Annotated in this window: 17 protein-coding genes; 12 read left to right on the plus strand and 5 right to left on the minus strand. The window is 34.1% G+C overall.

Annotation, left to right across the window (positions count from 1 at the left end; translation table 11 throughout):
• The first annotated feature begins 173 nt into the window (after window positions 1-173).
• From parE to FOT98_RS08205, 3 genes are all read left to right on the plus strand, one after another.
• Window positions 174-2,138, plus strand: coding sequence for a DNA topoisomerase IV subunit B (gene parE, locus FOT98_RS08195; protein ID WP_061679913.1), 1,965 nt, complete (start codon window positions 174-176; stop codon window positions 2,136-2,138).
• Window position 2,139: 1 nt separating this feature from the next.
• Window positions 2,140-4,563 (plus strand): DNA topoisomerase IV subunit A, encoded by a 2,424-nt coding sequence (gene parC / locus FOT98_RS08200; RefSeq protein WP_061679912.1) that lies wholly within the window; start codon window positions 2,140-2,142, stop codon window positions 4,561-4,563.
• A gap of 184 nt (window positions 4,564-4,747) precedes the next feature.
• The gene (locus FOT98_RS08205; RefSeq protein ID WP_063262475.1) at window positions 4,748-5,779 is read left to right on the plus strand and encodes an oxidoreductase; all 1,032 of its coding nucleotides are present in this window, start codon (window positions 4,748-4,750) and stop codon (window positions 5,777-5,779) included.
• 99 nt (window positions 5,780-5,878) lie between these two features.
• Here FOT98_RS08205 and FOT98_RS08210 read toward each other — a convergent pair whose 3' ends face one another.
• From FOT98_RS08210 to FOT98_RS08225, 4 genes are all read right to left on the minus strand, one after another.
• A complete protein-coding gene (locus tag FOT98_RS08210; protein WP_000002619.1) occupies window positions 5,879-6,274 on the minus strand; it encodes a DUF6262 family protein in 396 nt (131 codons plus the stop codon).
• Window positions 6,274-8,154: a tyrosine-type recombinase/integrase gene (locus FOT98_RS08215; RefSeq protein WP_001096999.1), complete on the minus strand. Its 1,881-nt coding sequence runs from the start codon at window positions 8,152-8,154 to the stop codon at window positions 6,274-6,276. The genes FOT98_RS08210 and FOT98_RS08215 overlap by 1 nt, the downstream gene beginning before the upstream one ends.
• A complete protein-coding gene (locus FOT98_RS08220; RefSeq protein ID WP_000156041.1) occupies window positions 8,141-9,373 on the minus strand; it encodes a tyrosine-type recombinase/integrase in 1,233 nt (410 codons plus the stop codon). The genes FOT98_RS08215 and FOT98_RS08220 overlap by 14 nt, the downstream gene beginning before the upstream one ends.
• Before the next feature lie 252 nt (window positions 9,374-9,625).
• Window positions 9,626-10,069, minus strand: coding sequence for a VOC family protein (locus FOT98_RS08225; RefSeq protein ID WP_063262476.1), 444 nt, complete (start codon window positions 10,067-10,069; stop codon window positions 9,626-9,628).
• A gap of 82 nt (window positions 10,070-10,151) precedes the next feature.
• Here FOT98_RS08225 and FOT98_RS08230 point away from each other — a divergent pair, with 82 nt between their 5' ends.
• The gene (locus FOT98_RS08230; protein ID WP_063262477.1) at window positions 10,152-11,096 is read left to right on the plus strand and encodes a helix-turn-helix transcriptional regulator; all 945 of its coding nucleotides are present in this window, start codon (window positions 10,152-10,154) and stop codon (window positions 11,094-11,096) included.
• Window positions 11,097-11,188: 92 nt separating this feature from the next.
• Here the strand turns inward: FOT98_RS08230 and FOT98_RS08235 are convergent, their stop codons facing one another.
• A complete protein-coding gene (locus FOT98_RS08235; RefSeq protein WP_144290990.1) occupies window positions 11,189-11,809 on the minus strand; it encodes a TetR/AcrR family transcriptional regulator in 621 nt (206 codons plus the stop codon).
• Window positions 11,810-11,945: 136 nt separating this feature from the next.
• Here FOT98_RS08235 and FOT98_RS08240 point away from each other — a divergent pair, with 136 nt between their 5' ends.
• From FOT98_RS08240 to FOT98_RS08275, 8 genes are all read left to right on the plus strand, one after another.
• The gene (locus FOT98_RS08240; RefSeq protein WP_063262479.1) at window positions 11,946-12,839 is read left to right on the plus strand and encodes an ABC transporter ATP-binding protein; all 894 of its coding nucleotides are present in this window, start codon (window positions 11,946-11,948) and stop codon (window positions 12,837-12,839) included.
• Window positions 12,832-13,638 (plus strand): ABC transporter permease subunit, encoded by an 807-nt coding sequence (locus tag FOT98_RS08245; RefSeq protein WP_063262480.1) that lies wholly within the window; start codon window positions 12,832-12,834, stop codon window positions 13,636-13,638. The genes FOT98_RS08240 and FOT98_RS08245 overlap by 8 nt, the downstream gene beginning before the upstream one ends.
• Before the next feature lie 50 nt (window positions 13,639-13,688).
• A complete protein-coding gene (locus FOT98_RS08250; RefSeq protein WP_063262481.1) occupies window positions 13,689-14,060 on the plus strand; it encodes a VOC family protein in 372 nt (123 codons plus the stop codon).
• A gap of 127 nt (window positions 14,061-14,187) precedes the next feature.
• Window positions 14,188-14,721, plus strand: coding sequence for a sigma-70 family RNA polymerase sigma factor (locus FOT98_RS08255; RefSeq protein ID WP_063262482.1), 534 nt, complete (start codon window positions 14,188-14,190; stop codon window positions 14,719-14,721).
• A gap of 12 nt (window positions 14,722-14,733) precedes the next feature.
• The gene (locus FOT98_RS08260; protein ID WP_063262483.1) at window positions 14,734-15,732 is read left to right on the plus strand and encodes a hypothetical protein; all 999 of its coding nucleotides are present in this window, start codon (window positions 14,734-14,736) and stop codon (window positions 15,730-15,732) included.
• 17 nt (window positions 15,733-15,749) lie between these two features.
• Window positions 15,750-16,787: an LCP family protein gene (locus tag FOT98_RS08265; RefSeq protein WP_063262484.1), complete on the plus strand. Its 1,038-nt coding sequence runs from the start codon at window positions 15,750-15,752 to the stop codon at window positions 16,785-16,787.
• Between the two features lie 347 nt (window positions 16,788-17,134).
• Window positions 17,135-18,847: a peptide ABC transporter substrate-binding protein gene (locus tag FOT98_RS08270; RefSeq protein ID WP_063262485.1), complete on the plus strand. Its 1,713-nt coding sequence runs from the start codon at window positions 17,135-17,137 to the stop codon at window positions 18,845-18,847.
• A gap of 376 nt (window positions 18,848-19,223) precedes the next feature.
• Window positions 19,224-20,930, plus strand: a complete 1,707-nt coding sequence (locus FOT98_RS08275; protein WP_063262486.1) for a peptide ABC transporter substrate-binding protein — start codon at window positions 19,224-19,226, stop codon at window positions 20,928-20,930.
• Window positions 20,931-21,128 lie beyond the last annotated feature (198 nt).

Here is a 21,128-nt window from a genome sequence, read left to right on the forward strand (position 1 = left end):
AACGATTATTTTTCTGAAATAGTAGCCTAGAGGAATCCTTGTGAAAAAAACAAGGATTTTTCTATTGAAAATGGTATATAAAAGAGATAAGATAACTTGCCAAAACTATAGTCGAGGCGTTATTCTATAATAGAAACATATGTTCTGATTTGATTAGGAAAGGGGCAAGGAGTTTGGCGAAGCATCAGTTCCAATATAATGAAGATGCAATTCAAGTGCTAGAAGGACTTGAAGCCGTTCGAAAACGCCCGGGTATGTATATCGGGAGTACGGATAGCCGTGGATTGCATCATTTAGTATATGAAATAGTAGATAACTCCGTTGACGAAGCGTTAGCGGGATTTGGCGACGAAATTTCTGTCGTAATACATAAAGATAATAGTATTAGCGTTATAGATAAAGGGCGAGGAATGCCTACGGGAATGCATAAACTTGGGAAACCTACACCTGAAGTTATTTTAACTGTACTTCATGCTGGTGGTAAGTTTGGTCAAGGTGGTTACAAAACGAGTGGTGGTTTACATGGTGTTGGGGCATCAGTTGTAAACGCCTTATCTGAATGGTTAGTCGTAACGATTAAGCGTGACGGAAATATTTATGAACAACGCTTTGAAAATGGCGGTGTTCCTGCAACGACGTTAGAGAAAATCGGGAAGACGAAAGAGTCTGGTACGACAATGCATTTCAAACCAGATACAACGATTTTCAGCACGACAAATTACAATTACGAAACATTATGTGAAAGATTACGTGAATCTGCATTCTTATTAAAAGGGATGAAAATCTCAATAAAAGATGAGCGAAATGATTTAGAAGATGTCTTTCATTATGAAACAGGAATCGAAGCTTTCGTTTCATACTTAAACGAAGAAAAAGATTCAATCCATCCGGTAGTATATTTCACTGGTGAACAAAATGGAATTGAGGCGGAGCTAGCATTCCAATTTAACGATGGCTACTCAGAAAATATTCTTTCGTTTGTAAATAACGTACGTACAAAAGATGGTGGAACACACGAAGCTGGGTTTAAGACAGCAATGACTCGTGTGTTCAATGAGTATGCTCGTAAAGTATCGTTATTAAAAGAAAAAGATAAAAACTTAGAAGGTACAGATATTCGTGAAGGTGTAGCGGCTATCGTTTCTGTACGTGTACCAGAAGAAGTACTTCAGTTTGAAGGACAAACGAAGGGGAAACTAGGTACAAGTGAAGCTCGTTCTTCAATTGATGCCATTGTATCAGAGCATTTAGCTTACTTTTTAGAAGAAAACCCGGATGTTGCTACACTTCTTGTGAGAAAGGCAGTGAAAGCAGCGCAAGCACGTGAGGCTGCTCGCAAAGCGAGAGAAGAAGCACGTACTGGTAAAAAGAAAAAGAAATCAGAAGGTACATTAAGTGGTAAGTTAACACCTGCACAATCACGTAACCCGCAAAAAAATGAACTGTACCTAGTAGAGGGTGACTCTGCCGGTGGTTCTGCGAAACAAGGTCGAGACCGACGTTTCCAAGCGGTATTACCGTTACGTGGTAAAGTAATCAATACAGAAAAAGCAAAACTTGCTGATATCTTTAAAAATGAAGAGATTAATACAATCATTTACGCTATTGGCGGTGGTGTAGGGAATGAATTCGCTGTTGAAGATATTAACTACGATAAAGTTGTAATTATGACCGATGCCGATACAGATGGTGCACACATTCAAGTATTGTTATTAACGTTCTTCTACAGATATATGAAACCACTTATCGAAGCTGGCAAAGTATTTATTGCACTTCCTCCTTTATACAAAGTAAGTAAAGGAAAAGGGAAAAGTGAAATAATTGAGTATGCATGGTCTGATGAAGAATTAGATGGTGTAACAAAAAAGGTTGGTAAAGGCTACATGCTACAGCGCTATAAAGGACTTGGCGAAATGAATGCAGATCAATTATGGGAGACAACTATGAATCCCGAAACACGTACGTTGATTCGTGTGAAAATTGACGATGCATCAAGAGCGGAGCGCCGAGTTACGACATTGATGGGTGATAAAGTAGAACCTCGTCGTAAATGGATCGAACGAAATGTACAATTTGGTATGCAAGAAGAAGGAAATATTTTAGAAAATGAAATGATTATGGAGACGGAGGTGGAATAACATGCAGGCAGAGAAGTTTCATGACCTCCCGCTTGAAGACGTGTTAGGTGACCGCTTTGCACGTTATAGTAAATATATTATTCAAGACCGCGCGCTTCCAGATGCGCGTGACGGTTTAAAACCTGTACAAAGACGTATTTTATATTCTATGTATGTAGAAGGAAATGTACATGATAAAGCATTTCGTAAATCAGCTAAAACAGTTGGTAATGTTATCGGTAACTACCATCCACACGGTGATTCCTCTGTATATGAAGCGATGGTACGTTTAAGTCAAACTTGGAAAGTACGTAATGTTTTAGTTGAAATGCATGGTAATAATGGTAGTGTGGATGGTGATCCAGCAGCGGCAATGCGTTATACGGAAGCCCGCTTATCACCAATTGCATCTGAGTTGTTACGTGATCTTGATAAAGAAACAGTAGAATTTGTGTCAAACTTTGATGATACGAGTGAAGAACCTGTTGTGCTTCCAGCGATGTTCCCGAACTTATTAGTGAACGGATCTACAGGGATTTCAGCTGGTTATGCAACAGAAATTCCTCCCCATCACCTTGGGGAAGTAATTGATGCGACGATGATGCGTATTGATAAGCCGAATAGTACTGTTGATGATTTATTAACAGTTATGAAAGGACCAGATTTCCCGACCGGTGGTATTATTCAAGGGATTGATGGTATTAAAAAAGCGTATGAAACAGGAAAAGGTAAAATTATTATTCGCGGGAAAGCTGAAGTTGAAACGATTCGCGGTGGTAAGCAACAAATCGTTATTACAGAAATTCCATATGAAGTAAATAAAGCGAACCTTGTTAAAAAAATGGATGAATTACGTCTAGATAAAAAACTAGATGGAATTGCTGAAGTACGTGATGAGACAGATCGTACAGGTCTTCGCATTGTTGTAGAGTTGAAAAAAGAAGTAAATGCTGAAGGTATTTTAAATTATTTATATAAGAATACAGATTTACAAATTCCATATAACTTTAATATGGTTGCGATAAATAATCGTCGTCCTACACTTATGACGTTACCAAAAATTTTGGATGCATATATTGGACACCAAAAAGAAGTCGTAACAAAGCGTTCTCAGTATGAGTTACGAAAAGCAGAAAATCGTCAACATATTGTTGAAGGTTTAATGAAAGCATTATCAATTTTAGATCAAGTAATCGAAACGATTAGATCTTCTAAAGATAAGCGCAATGCGAAAGATAACTTAAGTGCTAAATTCGGCTTTACAGAAGCACAATCAGAAGCAATCGTTTCGTTGCAATTATATCGTTTAACAAATACAGATATTACAGCACTGGAAAAAGAAGCGGATGAATTAAGTACAAAAATTGCAGAATTACAGGCAATTTTACAAAGTGAAAAAAGACTTCTTCAAGTTATTAAAACAGATTTGAAGAGAGTAAAGAAAACATATAGTGATGATCGCCGTGCTATTATTGAAGACCAAATTGAGGAAATTAAAATCGATGTGGAAGTGATGATTCCGCAGGAAGATGTCATCGTTACTGTAACGAAAGAAGGATATGTGAAACGAACAGGTTGGCGTTCGCATAATGCATCGAACGGGAAAGACTTCGGTATGAAAGAGGGTGACATCTTACTGGAGCGATTCGATACGAATACGACAGAGACAGTCCTCTTATTTACGAATAAAGGAAACTATATATATCTGCCAGTATATGAAATGCCAGAAATCCGTTGGAAAGATTTAGGTCAACACGTTGCGAATCTCGTTTCGCTTGAGCGGGATGAAATGATTATTTGGGCGACTGTCGTACCGAATTTTGAAGAAGAAAAACGATTTATCGTATTTGTAACAAAGAATGGCATGATTAAGAAAACAGAATTAAACCAATATAAAGTACAGCGTTATTCAAGGGCGTTTGTTGCTGTAAACTTGAAAAAAGATGATGAAGTAGTAGATATATTTGCAACAGATGGAACGAGTGATATCGTTCTTGCAACCTATGGTGCATATGCACTTATTTTCCATGAAGATGAAGTAAGTCCAGTCGGTGTAAGGGCCGCTGGTGTGAAAGCAATTAATTTAAAAGAAGATGATTATGTTGCTTCTGGTAAACCGTTAAATGGTGAAAAAGATCAACTTATTCTCGTAACGCAGCGCGGTGCTGTAAAACGTTTAAAAGCATCAGAAATTGAAAAATCAACGAGGGCGAAGCGAGGTCTTGTTATTTTCAAAGAGTTAAAACGTAATCCATACCGTATTGTCGGTATTGAAATTGTTCGAGACGATGAACTAGTTTACATGAAGACAGAGAAGCACATCGTAGAAGAAATTGATCCGAAAGCGTATCGAAATAAAGACCGGTATAGTAACGGTAGTTTAGTACTAGATGTTAATGATACTGGTGAAGTTATTGAAACGTGGACGAAAAAACGACCGGAGTAAAGTGAAAGCATCTTGCTATGAATAATAGCAAGATGCTTTTTTCTAGGCAAATTATTATGTCCATAACAATAATCTTGTTATAATAATTGAATGAAATCGTTCTCATAAAGTGAAACTTTAATCAGTGAGTGTTTTCTTTATCCCCACTGATTATTAGTTGAAGCCGGACAGATGGAGGGGCAACATGAAAAGAATAGGTGTAGGGATTGTAGGATTTGGGTTTTCTAGTACAACATTTCACATCCCATTATTACAAACGATAGAAGAATACGATATTCGTGCTATTTTATCTTCAAAAGAAGAACTAGTGAAACAAGCGTTACCAAACGCTGAAGTTGTTGGCACAATTGAGGAATTAGTAAATCGTGCTGATATTGAGTTAGTGGTCATTACTTCACCGAATACGACTCATTTTCCATATGTAAAAGAAGCAATTTTACATGGTAAGCATGTAGTTGTGGAGAAACCATTCGTTGTTTCAATTGAAGAAGGGGAAGAGCTTATTTCGTTAGCAGAGCAACATAATGTGGTTTTAAGTGTATATCATAATCGTCGTTTTGATAATGATTTCTTGACGATAAAGAAATTGTTAGAAGAAAATAGAATAGGAAATGTATACGCATATGAAGCGCATTTCGATCGTTTTCGCCCGAATGTACGTGATCGCTGGAGAGAAAAGAATTTACCAGGCTCAGGGATATTATATGATTTAGGATCTCATTTAATTGACCAAGCATTATCATTATTTGGGAAACCAGATGCGATAAGTGCAGATGTGATCAAACAACGACCAGGTGCAGAAATTGATGATTACTTCCATGTTATACTTCACTACGGTGTGAAACGTGTCACTTTACATAGTAGCAGTTACGTAAAGCAAGCAGGTCCACACTTTACACTGCATGGAGATAAAGGTTCTATCGTGAAATACGGTATGGATTCACAGGAGGAACAATTAAAAAATGGAATGAAGCCAGGCGATAACAGTTATGGAGTAGATGCTGAAGAGAATTTTGCTACTTTAGATGCTGAAGAAAAGCTAGAGCGTATTCCGACAGCAGTTGGATGTTATGACATGTACTATAAAGGTGTAAGAGATAGTATTGTAAATGGTGAGAAACCACCTGTAACAGCACAAGAAGGCTTAGAAGTTATTAGGCTTATTCAATTAGCGATTGAAAGTAGTGAAACAGGTAGAGTTATCAATGTAAAATAAAAAAGACACCATATGGTTAAATATATATAACCATTATTAAACATTAAAATATAAAGCTTGTATCGACGATTACCTGGTAATTTTCGATACAGGCTTTTTTTACTTATTCGCTATTTTTCCAAGTAGAATAGAATTGTCTCTTTTTAGTTTTTTGTTTTCTTCTTCTAAATTACCTATTCTTCTTTTTAGGGAATCAATAAGTTTGTCCTTGGAACTTTCACTAAATGTCTGTTTTTTTGTGATAACCTTTAATTTCTGATTTTGTTTTATTATTGCTTCATCAATTGGCTTTATAAGTTCTTCTGGATACGAGTACAAAAACGTTTTACTTACTCCTGCTTTACGGCAAATTTCAGCTTTTGATATAGGGTTACTTATTGGATCATCAAGGAGCGTTAGCTCCTTTAGAACAGCTAAAACAGTTTGCTTCTTTAACCTGCTTTCCATTTTCTTTGATTCAACCATTTTAGAGGTATTTGGACTCATATTAGCCATTAATGGACACCTCCTGTATAGAAATGTTTTGAGGCATCGAATGTTTCACCCTTTTCAATGATTTCCAATGCGGTTTGATAGAACTGAACTACCTTGTCAAATTCCTCAATTTTTTCATTTAGTCCAATTTGTTTCGCTTGGTTTAAATGCGTTGTAAAGGCATCTATTGTATCTATAACTGCGTTTTTATGTCTCGGCAATATCTTTTTCTTAATGCACGTTTTACAAGCCACCTGATGAGGACAGGAGGGCATCTTATAAGGATGCTCACAACATCCGTCACCTTGGTCAAAAATAGCGATAATTTTGTTTTTGACCCATTTGTTATCACCGAAAGTTTCTTCTTGCTCTGGGAGATTGTCTTTAATTGCTGTGGCATCAGATTTAAGAAGCTTATCTTTAAACTCCTTTTTTAAACGTTGTTGGTAGACCTTAATATACTTTTCTGTCATGTTAACTGATGAATGCCCTAAAAAGTTTTTAACAGCGTATATATCGACTCCTGCATCAATCATTTCGGTGGCTACTGTATGCCTAAACTGGTGTGAAGCTATTTTATAAATATCTCCAGACTGTGCACCAATATCTGATAATGGGATTTGATTACATATTTTAGACAGTACATGATGATAAATAGTGGCATAACTAACAGACTCCGTTATCAGAGTTTTTTCTTGAACGAAAGTAATAACTTCCCTAAATAAATACTTTTGCTTATCAGAAGTAGGAGGTAAATCTTTTACCCGTTCCTTTTGGCGTAAAATTGCCCGTTCCACTATATTTCTTCCTTTGGAGTCTTTTAAATGTGCTAATGGAACGACCAAATCTTTTTTGATTTTTGCAATACGATGGTCAAGGAAAAGTTGTGGATCTCCATCCAAATCATATTTCAAACAATCAATATCACTTCCATCTGCAATTAAGTGAGCTATGTCCTCAAAACGTCTTCCTGTATATCTTAAAATGATAATTAAATCCCAATAAGTCGGGGATACAATGGGAGTTTCCTCACTATCTTCCAATAGGGGGATTACTATATTTTCCAAGTAATCATCCAATTTTATTTTAATATGTGGTGGAATGGGTCTTGGTAGGGTTTCTACCGTTTTAGGCGTATCATAACTAATCAATAAAGCGTCTGTTTTTGGTCCATCGGACCATTTATTTTCGTACATGTATCGGAACATAGAACGGGTAGTTATTATCGCTCTGATAGATTTGCAGTTAGAAAGTGAATATATGTCAGGAAGAATTTTTTCGATATGTTCCTGCCTATTTAGCTCCTTAAAAGATTTGATATTCGGAAATTTATCATGCAGTATACTAAAAAAATCACTCAAGCATAGGATGTTTTCTTTAAACGTTTTAGCTTCCCAAGTTCCAAGCATATTTACAAAATACCTTTTTACCGTTGGGCGTAAATGAATATTTTCCAATTTAGTCAATTTAACGATAAATTGAACAGGAGAAAGATGTTTTGGATAATTCTTAAATAACCTTCTTACATCCCACACATCTTCTTTGAGATATTCTTCTCGCTCTTTTGGGTTTTTAATGTACTCAACTTCGTGATGGGGAGGGTAGTCATCTTCGTAGTGTTTTACCTGAACACCCATGTTTTCTAAAAGTTCAGCGAACTTTTCATCTTTGATGGCTGTATACCAAGGACCAGAGCTTTTAAATCCTGCTAATTTAGATAATACGTCATACTTTTTATCTTGGTTTTCAGATTGCTGTAAGACTTCGAAGAACTTCTTCTGTGTCTTCGTCATCCAAGAGGTATCGATAGCTGTAATAGGAAAAGGAGAAAAGGTTGCCTTTGTTCCCAAACTCTTCGAGTTATTTGCTTTTGATGAATTTGCTGCTTCATTTTTTGCCATTTTCTCGCTCCTTCCGTTTCTCTTCTCTATACTCACTCATTCGTTGGTATTCTTTTTTATGGTCTTCTGCATTTAAATGGGCATATATTTGCATCGTGGTTGCAACATCTTTGTGACCAACCCTTTCTTGGATATACTTCCAGTTGATAGGCTCACCTTTACTGATGTACTCTCTTGCTAATTCAGTAACGTGCGTGTGTCTTAGTTTATGGGTGTTCAGTTTAATCCCTGTTTTCCTGTTGTAATGATTAAGGGTGGAGGTAAGTGTCGATTTCTTCATCGGCTTTCCATTATCCATAGGATTATTACTATTAACCACAACAAACAGGAAATCAGTAACAGGGTCACTGTTCACCCAATAGCTACTAATATATCTATCTATCAAAATCATAAGGTCAGGTGGGAGATGAACAAACCTGTCCCTGCCATACCCAGCCTTAGCCCTTGATCCATTTTCGTTGTCTGGTCTGAAACGAATATGTATGCCTTGCTCGCCATAATCAATGTCCTCAAGCTTTACTCCAAGAAGCTCACCAGACCTTACCCCTCCTTCTTTAAGAGTTAAGAGAATGATTTTATCTCGTAAGAGATTGACTGCCTTCAGGTACGTCTGAAAATCCTTTTGATCAATGGTCTTAGGAATAATATGAGGAACTTTTGATTTTAAAGTGTTCTTCTGAACAGTCCTGCTTTTCCGAGTGTGGGATAACATATCTTTATCTCTCATCTCATTTGTAACCATGACATTACGATACACAACAGGATTGTCTTTAATCCTCCCACTAGCTTTAAGCCAAAGGAATAAAGAACTTACCCTATCTACGATGGCATTGACAGTAGAAACTTTAAGGTCGTCTTCAACGTATTCATAATCTAGCATCTCTACATTTTCATAAAATCTATACGGGTTCTTGAGCCATAATTTGAAGTTAGTAAGAATATCAGGTTTTCCATCTAGGTCCAAAATACCCAAACCCTTTATTTTCAAATACACAATGAAATACCATAAGTTGTAGCAATATGTTTTTATCGTATTAGGAGATACTTCTCGTATTGCTCTTGCTTGTATCATATCGAGATATTCTTTTACTAATAGTATAAAATCTAAGTTTTCATCCATAAGATAGTACATTGTCCCATTACCTGTTTGTGCTTCTCTAACAGATACAATCTCATGCCATTTATCCTTTATTGTTTTTTCCTTACGAGATATTGTCATTTAGCTACTAACTCCTTTACTTAAATTCAAGGTCCTCGCACAGAGGCTACGTCTTCCTCCATAAAAATAATATATATAATATTCAGATAATAACATAAAGTATCTATTATTACTATGTATTTTAAATTTATCCGTTTAGATAAAAAAAGATAGTAGGGATAATCAATCCTTACTATCTTTACTCTTATTATTCATATGTCTTTAAGAATTTCGTGTCTTTTTTATTAGGGAAATGTGAATATGACTAATTATTTAGCTTAATCGTTTGTCATACATTAGCTGAATTTGTGTGCCGTAAGGATCTTCAATAATACCATATGCTTCACTAAATATATTTTTTTCTAGTGGAGCGATTACCTTCACGTTCTTATCGGAAATTAAATTATTATAAAACCTTTGTATTTCTTCTAAATTAGCGCTTTGAATGCAAAGTGACATGTTATTTCCAACGTTAAAACGTTCCTTAGGATTCATTGTATCTTCTGCTATCATTAGCTTTGTATTCCCAATTTGTAAAACAGAGTGAGCAATATGATCTTTATTTTCACTTGTAATTTTAAAAGAACGATCTCTTTTCGCCAGTTCTTCATACGTAACAATCATTAACTGCTTAGCTTCTAAATTGCGTGTATAAAAATTAATTGCCTCTTTTGCATGCCCATTCATTGAAAGAAAAATAGCTATTTCTAATGTCATACATATTCAACTCCTTTATTAGTTAATAATTATAATATAGACTAAAAAGGTTTCAATACATGACACCTTTCGGGAGGGGAATATGAAAAAAACGGAACGAATAAATGATATGCTTATTTTCTTAAATAATAAAAGGCATTTTAATTTAAAGGATTTAATGGTTAGATATGCTATTTCTAAAAGTACAGCTTTACGAGATATTCAATCATTGGAAGAAATAGGTGTACCATTATATTCTGAATTAGGTAGAAATGGAAGTTATAAAATTATAGAAAATAGTGTGTTATCGCCAATTTATTTTAGTGTGGATGAAATGTATGCGTTATACTTTTCGATTCTCACATTAAATGGATACAAGACAAAACCATTTAATATAGAAAGTATTGCACTTGAAAATAAATTTAAACATGTACTACCGGATAATGTGAGTAAAAATATTTCGATTATGGAGCGAACGCTTTCCTTTGAGGTAACAAATCATAGCAATTTTAGTCCGTTCTTAAAAGAAATTTTACAGGGGATTTTTGCTGAGCGAGTTTATCATTTAACATATTTAAAAAAAGATGTGGAGAAAGTAATGGTAGCTCAATTTATTCGAATCGAATCTAAATTTGGCCAGTGGTATGCTAAAATCTTAAATTTTGAGACAAATCATGTTCAAATCATTAGATGTGATAAAATTCTTTCTATTGAGGAAACAAATAATATGAATTCAAAAACTCTGGAAGAATTGTTAAGTTATCTTACTACTTTTCACAGAAAGCCTGATGCAACTGATTTTATTATTATTGTTAATCAAAAAGGAAAAGACATTTTTGATAAAGAGAATTATCCTTCCATGAAGATACAAAAAGAAAATGAAAGTTACATGATAACAGGCTATTTTAATAAGCAAGAAGTTGATTTTATATCGAACTATTTTCTAAATTTCGGAGAAACGATTATCTCCATTCAGCCTGTCATGCTAAAGGAGCTAATCTATAATAAGGTATTATCTATAGAGCAGCATTTAACTTCTTTAAGATAAAGTTAGTTTTAATCATTTTTTGACATGAAAAAGCCCTTGAGATTTAAATATCTAAAGGGCTTTTTTGTGATGTTATTTGTTCTTTAGAAACATTATTCTACTGGGACGGACAGTCCATAAAAGAACATCGTAACGATATCTTGTATATGTTTTTCACGATCCCCTTCAAGAAGCTGTGCTCCAAAATCATCACCTAATTTAGTGAACATTTGAATGTATAATAACATCATTTCTTTAGTCAGGTGAGGGTTAATTTCATTTTTTTGCTGTGCTTGTTCTAATATTTCTAAATACCAAGGTAGGATTTTTTCGTTTTGATAACTATAAATAAACTCTCGGAGCTCTTCATCTCTTTGCATCATTTGTAGTAACATATCTGGCTGAAATAACCCACCAGTATTCATTTTTCTTACAATCATTTTTTGCATCATATTATGAAAAGGTAATTTTTCCGCTGCAAGATCTTTATAATATTGAAATTCAGATATAATAAATTCTTGTATAAGCTCTCGAAATAACGCATCTTTACTTCCGAAATGATTATAAATGGTAACTTGAGAAACGTTTGCTTTTTTTGCAATATGTTCTATTTTAACTTCATTAAATCCACGTTCTGAAAATAATAAGAAGGCGGCCTCTTTAATGGCACGTTTTTTCTTTTCTTTCACTTTTTCAAAGCCGTTCAATGCAATCACCTCAATTAAAATATACAAGAAAAAATAATGGAAAACAATATTTTTGAAATATGTACATATAAATATTTCAAAAAGTTGTTGCGAATATGAAAGATGAGGAGTACAATAATTTTGAAATATCACATATTTAATATTTCAAAAATGAGGTGGAATTATGATTTCAGTTCAAAATGTCACAAAACAGTTTTCAAATGGAAAAGGTTTGTTTCATATTACATTTGATGTAAAAGAAGGGGAAGTATTCGGTTACTTAGGACCAAATGGTGCCGGGAAATCCACAACGATTCGTAATTTAATGGGATTTATAAAACCAACAGATGGTAAAGCGACAATTTTTGGATTAGATTGTTGGAATGAAGCAGCGAAAATTCAAAGAGAAGTTGGCTATTTACCAGGAGAAATCTCTTTTATTGAAGGAATGAACGGATTAGGGTTTTTAAAGTTAATGCAAGGAATGCGTGGGCTTAAGGATACGAAAAGAAGAGATGAATTAATAGAACGTCTGCAATTTGATGTGAAAACACCGATTCGAAAAATGTCTAAAGGAATGAAGCAAAAAGTAGGAATTGTCGCTGCTTTTATGCATGATCCAGAAGTGTTAATTTTAGATGAACCGACATCAGGGCTCGATCCACTTATGCAGCAAGTATTTATAGATTTAATAGTAGAGGAAAAACAAAGAGGAAAAACAATTCTTATGTCGTCGCATATTTTCACTGAAATTGAGCGTACGTGTGATCGAGTAGCGATTATTAAAGATGGTCGCCTTGTAACGGTTGAAAATATTCATGATTTACAAAGTATGAGACGACAGGTAATAGATGTAACCGTATCATCGCAAGAAGAGATTGAATCTCTGGCGCAATGCAATTTGCAATTTGAAGCGGTGAAAGGAAGAGAAGCATCGATTATTGTACAAGGAAACTATCAAGCTGTTTTACAAACACTTTCAAACTATAATGTAACGGCACTTCAAACAAGAGCAATGGATTTAGAACATTTATTTATGCATTATTACGATAAGAAAGAAGGGGTAAAGCATGAATAAGCAATTGTTCTTAGCTAGTTTGAAAGAAACACAAAAAAGTATTTTGAGTTATGCAACCGGTGCAGCTCTATATTTATGGTTGTTAATTTGGATATTCCCTTCAATGGTATCGGCAAAAGGGTTAAATGAATTAATAAGTGCTATGCCTGATAGTGTGAAAAAAATTGTTGGCATGGAAAGTCCGATTCAAAACGTAATGGATTTTTTAGCTGGCGAATATTATAGTTTATTGTTTATTATCATATTAACAATTTTTTGTGTAACGGTTGCAACGCATTTAATTGCTCGTCATGTAGATAAAGGAGCGATGGCATACTTGCTAGCAACACCTGTATCTAGAGTGCAAATTGCAATCACACAAGCGGCTATTCTTATATTGGGACTACTAATTATAGTAACTGTTACGTATGTAGCGGGTATAGTAGGTGCAAAATGGTTTTTAGAAGATAATAACTTAAATAAAGAATTATTCCTGAAGATAAATGTAGTCGGAGGGCTCATATTTTTAGTCGTTAGTGCTTATTCATTTTTCTTTTCTTGTATATGTAATGACGCAAGAAAGGCACTTAGCTACTCAGCGAGTTTAACTATTTTATTCTTCGTAACGGATATGGTAGGTAAATTAAGCGATAAGTTAGAGTGGGTGAGAAATATATCATTATTTACGCTATTTCGTCCGAAAGAAATAGCGGAGGGAACGTATAATATATGGCCAGTGAGTATAGGTTTAACTGCTGGAGCCCTTTGTATTTTCATAGTAGCAATTGTAGTGTTTAGAAAGAGGGATTTACCGTTGTAAAGTAGAAAGTCCACTGAGAAAGTGGGCTTTTTTTGATGAGGAGGAAGCGAATGAATCATTTGTTCCGGGTTCAGTTATATGTAAATGATATTGAGAGGTCATTATTGTTCTATGAAGAAGTAATTGGTTTACAGTTGTATAAAAAAGATATGCATGCAGCACGTTTTAATCACGATCAGTTTTCTTTATTGCTAGTCAGTGATTCAAGATTGAATGAAAATCACTATTTTTACAATCGAAAAGAAATGAAGGGGAATGGCTTTGAACTAATTATTGTTGTCAATCGGATTGAAGAAGTATATGAACGTTGTAAAGAGAAGCGGTGCACAATAAAAGAAGAAATTCAAACGTATCCGTGGGAGATGAAGGGATTTAAAGTTACGGATCCAGATGGATATTTCCTTAGAATTACATCTGAGTAAAGGTAAACATGAAGAATGTTTACCTTTTTTTATGAAAATATTCAAAAAAATGAACCTTTTTCTAGGCTCATCCGTCTAATACATGTAAAGTTAAATTTGAAGTGAGGATGAAACAGGAGGAGCAATGGTGAAAGTAATCCCTTTATATAAAATGATTGTAAAAGAAGAAACCGATGTTTCTTTAGCGAAAAAAGGTAATCATGAAGCGTTTATAGCGCTTATACATACAGAAAAAGTGAAGATGTATCGCATTGCAAAGGCTATGTTACGTGATGAGACAAATATAGAGGATGCGATACAGGCAACAATTTTAAAAGCCTATGAAAATATAAAAAAATTAAAAAAAGAAGAGTTCTTTCAAACTTGGTTAATTCGAATTTTAATGAATGAGTGTAACAATATTATTAGAGCGTATAAAAAGGTAATTGTGATAGAAGAGAATGATTACAATATGAGTGCGTGTGATCAGTATGAAGATATAGATTTGTGTAATGCGATTCAATCGTTACATGAAGAATTAAGAGCGGTTACGGTTCTTTATTATTATGAAGATATGAATCAAGAGAGTATAGCAAGGCTTTTAGAAATACCAAAAGGAACAGTGAAATCGAGATTGTCACGTGCGAGGGAACAACTGCAAAAACAATTAAAGATGGAATAGGGGGTGTATAGGATGGATAACGAAAAATTATTTGATGAGAAATTAAAAAAGAGAATAAAAGAAGAGAATGTTATAGTACCGCCAGAGTTAAATGAAAAGATTAATCGTACACTACATAATCTTCCGGTCAAAAAGAAAGGTTACAGAGCGTATATGATGGTTATGAGTGCTGCTGTTCTAGCACTTTCAATCGTATCTATGTCGGAGTTCTCTGATCAAATTTTCGCTCAAAATGGCGGAGTATTTCAATATGTAAAGAAAAAGGCGTTTTCTGATTATGAAAATGAAGAGGAAATAAAATCGAATGTAAATTATCCAGATAAAGAAAAAATTCATGAAAAGATGCTGGATTCTATTGATCATTTTAAAAATATTTCAGGACAATTTGAGGAATATTCTAGCTCGTCAAGAATTGCTACAACATACAAATATGCGATTGATACGGAGCAACAAAGTGGTATCTCTTCGAAAGAAGATAAACTAGCGAAAAAACGAACAATTATATATAACGAGGGCAAGAAAAAAGAATTTGATGATGAGAAGTATACATATAAAGAAACAAAATGGAGCCCGAAAGAAAGGAACTATGAACTATTAAAATTAAATCCTACGGAAAGATTATTGAGAAAATCAGGCGAGAAAAAAAGATATGATGATGAATATGTGGGATTTGCTAAATATAGTATTCAATCAGAATTTGCTGATCTATTAATTCGATATAAGGATTGGAATTATAAAGAAACGAAGTATCTTGGATTAGATTGCTACAAAATAGAAGGGACAATAAACATAGAAATGCCTGTAAGTACATCTGAAGATTTAAAAGGGAAATTTGAAATGGTTGTAGAGAAAAATACGGGGATTATGCTAAAGTTCCTTAGTTTCCACGAAGGTATGATTCAATATTCGATTACGACTGAATGGATACAAATAAACAAAGGATTGAAAGAGAATGTGTTTCAAAAGGATAGCGCTAAGTATGAAAAATTGAAAAATATATTAGATGAATAGAAAATGGAGGGAACTATATGGAGAATACCTCTTCTTCAAGAGAAAAGAAAAATAAAAGACAATATAAAAAGACAATGATAATAAGTGTATTGTTAGTAGTATTACTATTTGGCGGAGTGGGATATGGTGCTTATGTATATATGAAAACTTCTAATCTCGTACAAAAGTCTAGTTTACATTTAGCGCGTGGTGAAAAATCAAATTTACGTGAGAACGCCGTAAAACCAATTGCAAATAATGTTTCACTTTTAATTATGGGAATTGATGAAAATCAAGAACGACAAAAGGAGTATAACGGTGCTTTTCATACAGATGCACTACTGTTAGCTACTTTTAATAAAGATGATAAGACAGTGAAATTAACGAGCATACCACGTGATACATATACATATGTTCCAGTTGAAAAGAAAAAAGATAAAATAACACATGCATATGGTAGTGGTTTCGTTAAAAATGGTAAAGATGGAGGGCCGCAAGCTTCAGTGGAAGCGGTAGAAAAATTGTTACAAGTGCCTGTTGATTATTTTGTGAAGTTTAATTTTAATGCATTTACTAAAATTGTTGATGGATTAGATGGGATTGAAGTAAATGTCCCAGTTGAATTTACGGAGCAAAATAGTAAAGATGAACCTGATGCGATTCATTTGAAAAAGGGAGTACAAAAATTAACAGGGGAAGAAGCTCTTGCACTGGCAAGAACGCGTCATATTGATAGTGATGCAATGAGAGGTCAGCGCCAACAGCTTGTTATTGAAGCGATGTTAAGTAAATTAAAAAGTGTAGGTTCGATTACGAAACTAGAAAAAATGGTTGAGGCGGTTGACGGTGATTTTAAAACAAACTTAGTAATGGATGATATTTTATCATTTTATAAGTACGGTTTAAACGGTTCAGTTGAAAAAATACAATTAGCTGGTGATGATTTATATTTACCTAACGGTCCAAATGGGCAACGTGTATATTATTATAATCCTAATAAAAAAGATCTACAGAGTTTGAGTAATACGCTTAGATCACATCTAGGATTAAGTGAAAAACAGATTGAAGAGAATTGAAGCAGGCGTAATGTCTGCTTTTTTATTTTTGTAGAAAAGAGGTTTGTTACGATATACATTATTTATTAACAATAATTTACAAGTGTTTTATAGTGAAAGGATATAAAGGCTATTAAATCAATACATAGAATTCAATGAGATATAGTGTTTCGAAAGATTATGGAATTTTTATGAATATTACTGTAAAAAAATAATTTTTTAAAAATTTTCAATAATAACACTTTACAAAACTCGAAAAATTAGTAGAATAATAGTTAATAAGAATCTTCTGATAAATATATAAAGAAAAACAGAATTATCAGAAAATTCTTAAATGAGAGCGTTAAGAATTAGGGAGGGTACAGAAAGTGAAAAAGAAAAAAATCAAAAAATTAACAGCAGTTGTAGCACCAGTTTTAGCAATGAGTATGGCATTGACAGCATGTTCTACATCAGGCGGAGATAAGAAGACAAGCACAAATTCTAGCTCTGGCGGAGATAGCAAATCAGAAGAAAAATTAGCAGCGAAACAAGTACTAAATCGTACTGAAACAAATGAGATTCCGACAATGGATACTTCTAAAAATACTGATACATTAGGTTCTCAAATTTTAGGGAACACAATGGAAGGTTTATATCGATTAGATAAAGATAACAAACCAATCCCAGCTGCGGCAGAGTCAAGCACGAAGAGTGAGGATGGTAAAAAATATACATTCAAATTACGTAAAGATGCAAAATGGTCAAATGGTGATCCTGTAACAGCGAAAGATTTCGTATATGCTTGGCAACGTCTATTAGATCCAAAAACAGCTGCTGAGTATGCATTTATTGCATTCCCAATTAAAAATGCAGAAGCCGTTAATAAAGGGGAAAAACCAGTAACAGAACTAGGAGTAAAGGCAGTAGATGACCTTACTTTTGAAGTTGAATTAGAACAAGCAGTACCATACTTCTTAAACTTAGTAGCATTCCCATCGTACTATCCATTAAATGAGAAGTTCGTAAAAGAAAAAGGGGATAAATACGGTTTAGAGTCTGATACTACGGTATATAACGGACCGTTCGTTCTTACTGATTGGAAGCATGAGCAAGGCTGGAAACTTAAGAAAAACGATCAATATTGGGATAAAAAGACTGTAAAACTAGATGAAATCAATTATAGTGTAGTAAAAGAAGTAGCTACAAGAGTAAACTTATATGATACAAATGCAATTGATTTCGCGCTATTAACAGGTGAATTCGTTGATAAGTATAGAAACAATAAAGAAGAGTTTGGCTCATACTCACAAGTAAGTACTTACTTCTTACGTATGAATCAAAAACGTGGTGGACAAGATACACCGTTAAAGAGCCAAAAATTACGTGAAGCAATCGCATTATCAATCGATAAAAAGAATTTGTCAAACGTTATTTTAAATGATGGATCTAAGCCTGCGGACTTCTTAGTACCGAAAGGATTAGCAACTGGACCAGACGGTAAAGACTTCCAAGAAACATTTAAAAATGGTATTAAACCAGATGCGAAAAAAGCAGCAGCTGCATGGAATGAAGCGAAAAAAGAGCTTGGGAAAGACCAAGTTACAATTGAGCTATTAAACTATGACACTGGTAATGCGAAAAAAGTTGGCGAATATGTAAAAGATCAAATTGAGAAAAACTTAAAAGGTGTAACTGTTAATATTAAACTTCAGCCATTCAAACAAAAGCTGAAATTAGAAACAGAGCAAGACTATGATATATCATTTGCTGGTTGGGGACCTGACTACGCTGACCCAATGACATTCTTAGATATGTTCCAGTCTAATCATTCTCATAACCAAATGAGCTTCGCTGATTCAAAATATGATGATATGATCAAAAAAGCTGGCGGAGAATTAATGGGTGACGCGAAGAAACGTTGGGAAGAGCTAGGAAAAGCTGAGAAATTACTTCTTGAGCAAGATGTAGCGCTTGTACCTTTATACCAACGTGGTGATGCATACGTTCAAAAACCAAACGCAAAAGGCATCGTTCACCATAACATTAGCCCAGAGTATAGCTTCAAGTGGGCATACATGACTGAAAAAGATGGGAAATAATTTTAAACAGTAATACTAGATTTAGGTGGATTTATAAAAGTTTCTTAGCTTATTTTGTAGTGAGAATCTCATCGTCCACAATAGTAAGATAAAATGATAGAGCATTTCGAAAGTAGACTAATTACTTTTGGAATGCTCTTTTATTATGAGATTAAATGTAAATAAATCAATAGATGTAAGGAAGGATATGTATAGTGATAATGGTAAAAAAACAATTGTTACTATAATAAAAAAATAATTTTTAGAATATTTTAAAAATAACTTTACAAAATCTGAAAAATTAGTAGAATATTAATTAATAAGAATTTTCTGATAACTAGTTATTAGAAAATCTATCAAAATTAGTTTCGTACATATAATTGGGGAGGGTACAAAAATGAAGAAAAAGATGAAAAAGTTCACGGCGGTTGTAGCGCCAGTTTTAGCGATGAGTATGGCGTTGACAGCGTGTTCTGGATCTGGTGGGGAGAAGAAAACAACTACGACGTCTAGTGGTGGTGGGGAAGAGAAAAAATCTGAAATTAAATACGCAGCAAAACAAGTATTAAATCGTACAGAGAATCAAGAGATTCCGACGATGGATACATCTAAATCTACTGATACGCTAGGGGCACAAATTTTAGGAAACACGATGGAAGGATTATATCGTCTTGATAAAGATAATAAGCCAATTCCTGCTGCTGCAGAATCTAGTACGAAAAGCGAGGATGGTAAAAAATATACTTTCAAATTACGTAAAGATGCAAAATGGTCGAATGGTGACCCTGTAACAGCGAAAGATTTCGTATACGGTTGGCAGCGCTTACTCGATAAAAATACAGCTGCAGAATATGCGTTTATTGCTTTCTATATTAAAAATGCAGAAGCAATTAATAAAGGTGAAAAACCTCTAACAGATTTAGGAGCAAAAGCAGTAGATGATTATACGCTAGAAGTAGAATTAGAAAAGCCAGTACCATATTTCTTAAATTTACTAGCATTTCCGTCATACTATCCTTTAAATGAGAAATTCGTAAAAGAAAAAGGAGATAAGTTCGGTTTAGAAGCAGATACAACGTTGTATAATGGACCGTTTGTGATGGCTTCATGGAAACATGAACAAGGATGGCAGCTAAAGAAAAATGATAAGTACTGGGATAATAAGACTGTAAAATTAGAAGAAATTAACTACAGTGTAGTAAAAGAAGTTGCGACGAAAGTAAACTTATATGATACAGGATCAATTGATTTCACATTATTATCAGGAGAATTCGTTGATAAATATAAATCGAACAAAGAGGAGTACGGTGAGTATTCAGAAGCGAGTACATTCTTCTTACGTTTAAATCAAAAACGTAACGGACAAGATACACCGTTAAAGAGCAAAAAACTTCGTGAAGCGATTGCATTATCAATTGATAAAAAAGGATTAGCAACTGTTATTTTAAATAACGGTTCAAAAGCAACAGATCAATTAGTACCAAAAGGACTTGCGACTGGACCAGACGGTAAAGATTACCAAGATACATTTAAAAACGGTCTAAAATATGATCCGAAAAAAGGTGCAGCAGCTTGGGATGAAGCGAAAAAAGAACTTGGAAAAGACCAAGTTACAATCGAATTACTAAGCTATGATGATGGAACTGCGAAGAAAATCGCTGACTACTTTAAAGATCAAATTGAGAAAAACTTAAAAGGTGTAACGGTTAATACGAAAATTCAGCCGTTCAAACAAAAACTAAAGTTAGAGTCAGCGCAAGATTATGAAGTTTCGTTTGCAGGTTGGAGCCCAGATTATTCAGATCCAATGACATTTATTGATATGTTTGAATCGAAGAGCCCATATAACCAAATGAGTTATTCGAATCCAAAATATGATGAAATGGTTAAACAAGCGGGTAATGAATTATTGTCAGATCCGAAGAAGCGTTGGGAAGCTTTAGGGAAAGCAGAAAAATTATTCCTTGAAGAAGATGCAGGATTAGTTCCTTTATACCAAACAGGAAGAGCGTATGTAATGAAGCCGAATGTAAAAGGAATTGTGAAACATAACATCAGTCCAGAGTATAGCTTTAAGTGGGCTTATGTAACGGAAGGGAAATAATAAAAAGAGCGTGTTTAAAAGTAAATAATTCACTTTTAACACGCTCTTTTTCTATTCAATTAAATAGAGAAGAATAAGAAAAGTAGTACTGACATATAGTAGATGGGGGAGAATCCGTATAGTAGTAATAGTAAAATACATAGTTACTATGAAAATAAAATAATGGAAACTTCAAAAATGAGGATAATTACCAAGATG

The sequence above is a fragment of the Bacillus sp. HY001 genome (assembly GCF_007558965.1).
Taxonomy (GTDB): domain Bacteria; phylum Bacillota; class Bacilli; order Bacillales; family Bacillaceae_G; genus Bacillus_A; species Bacillus_A mobilis.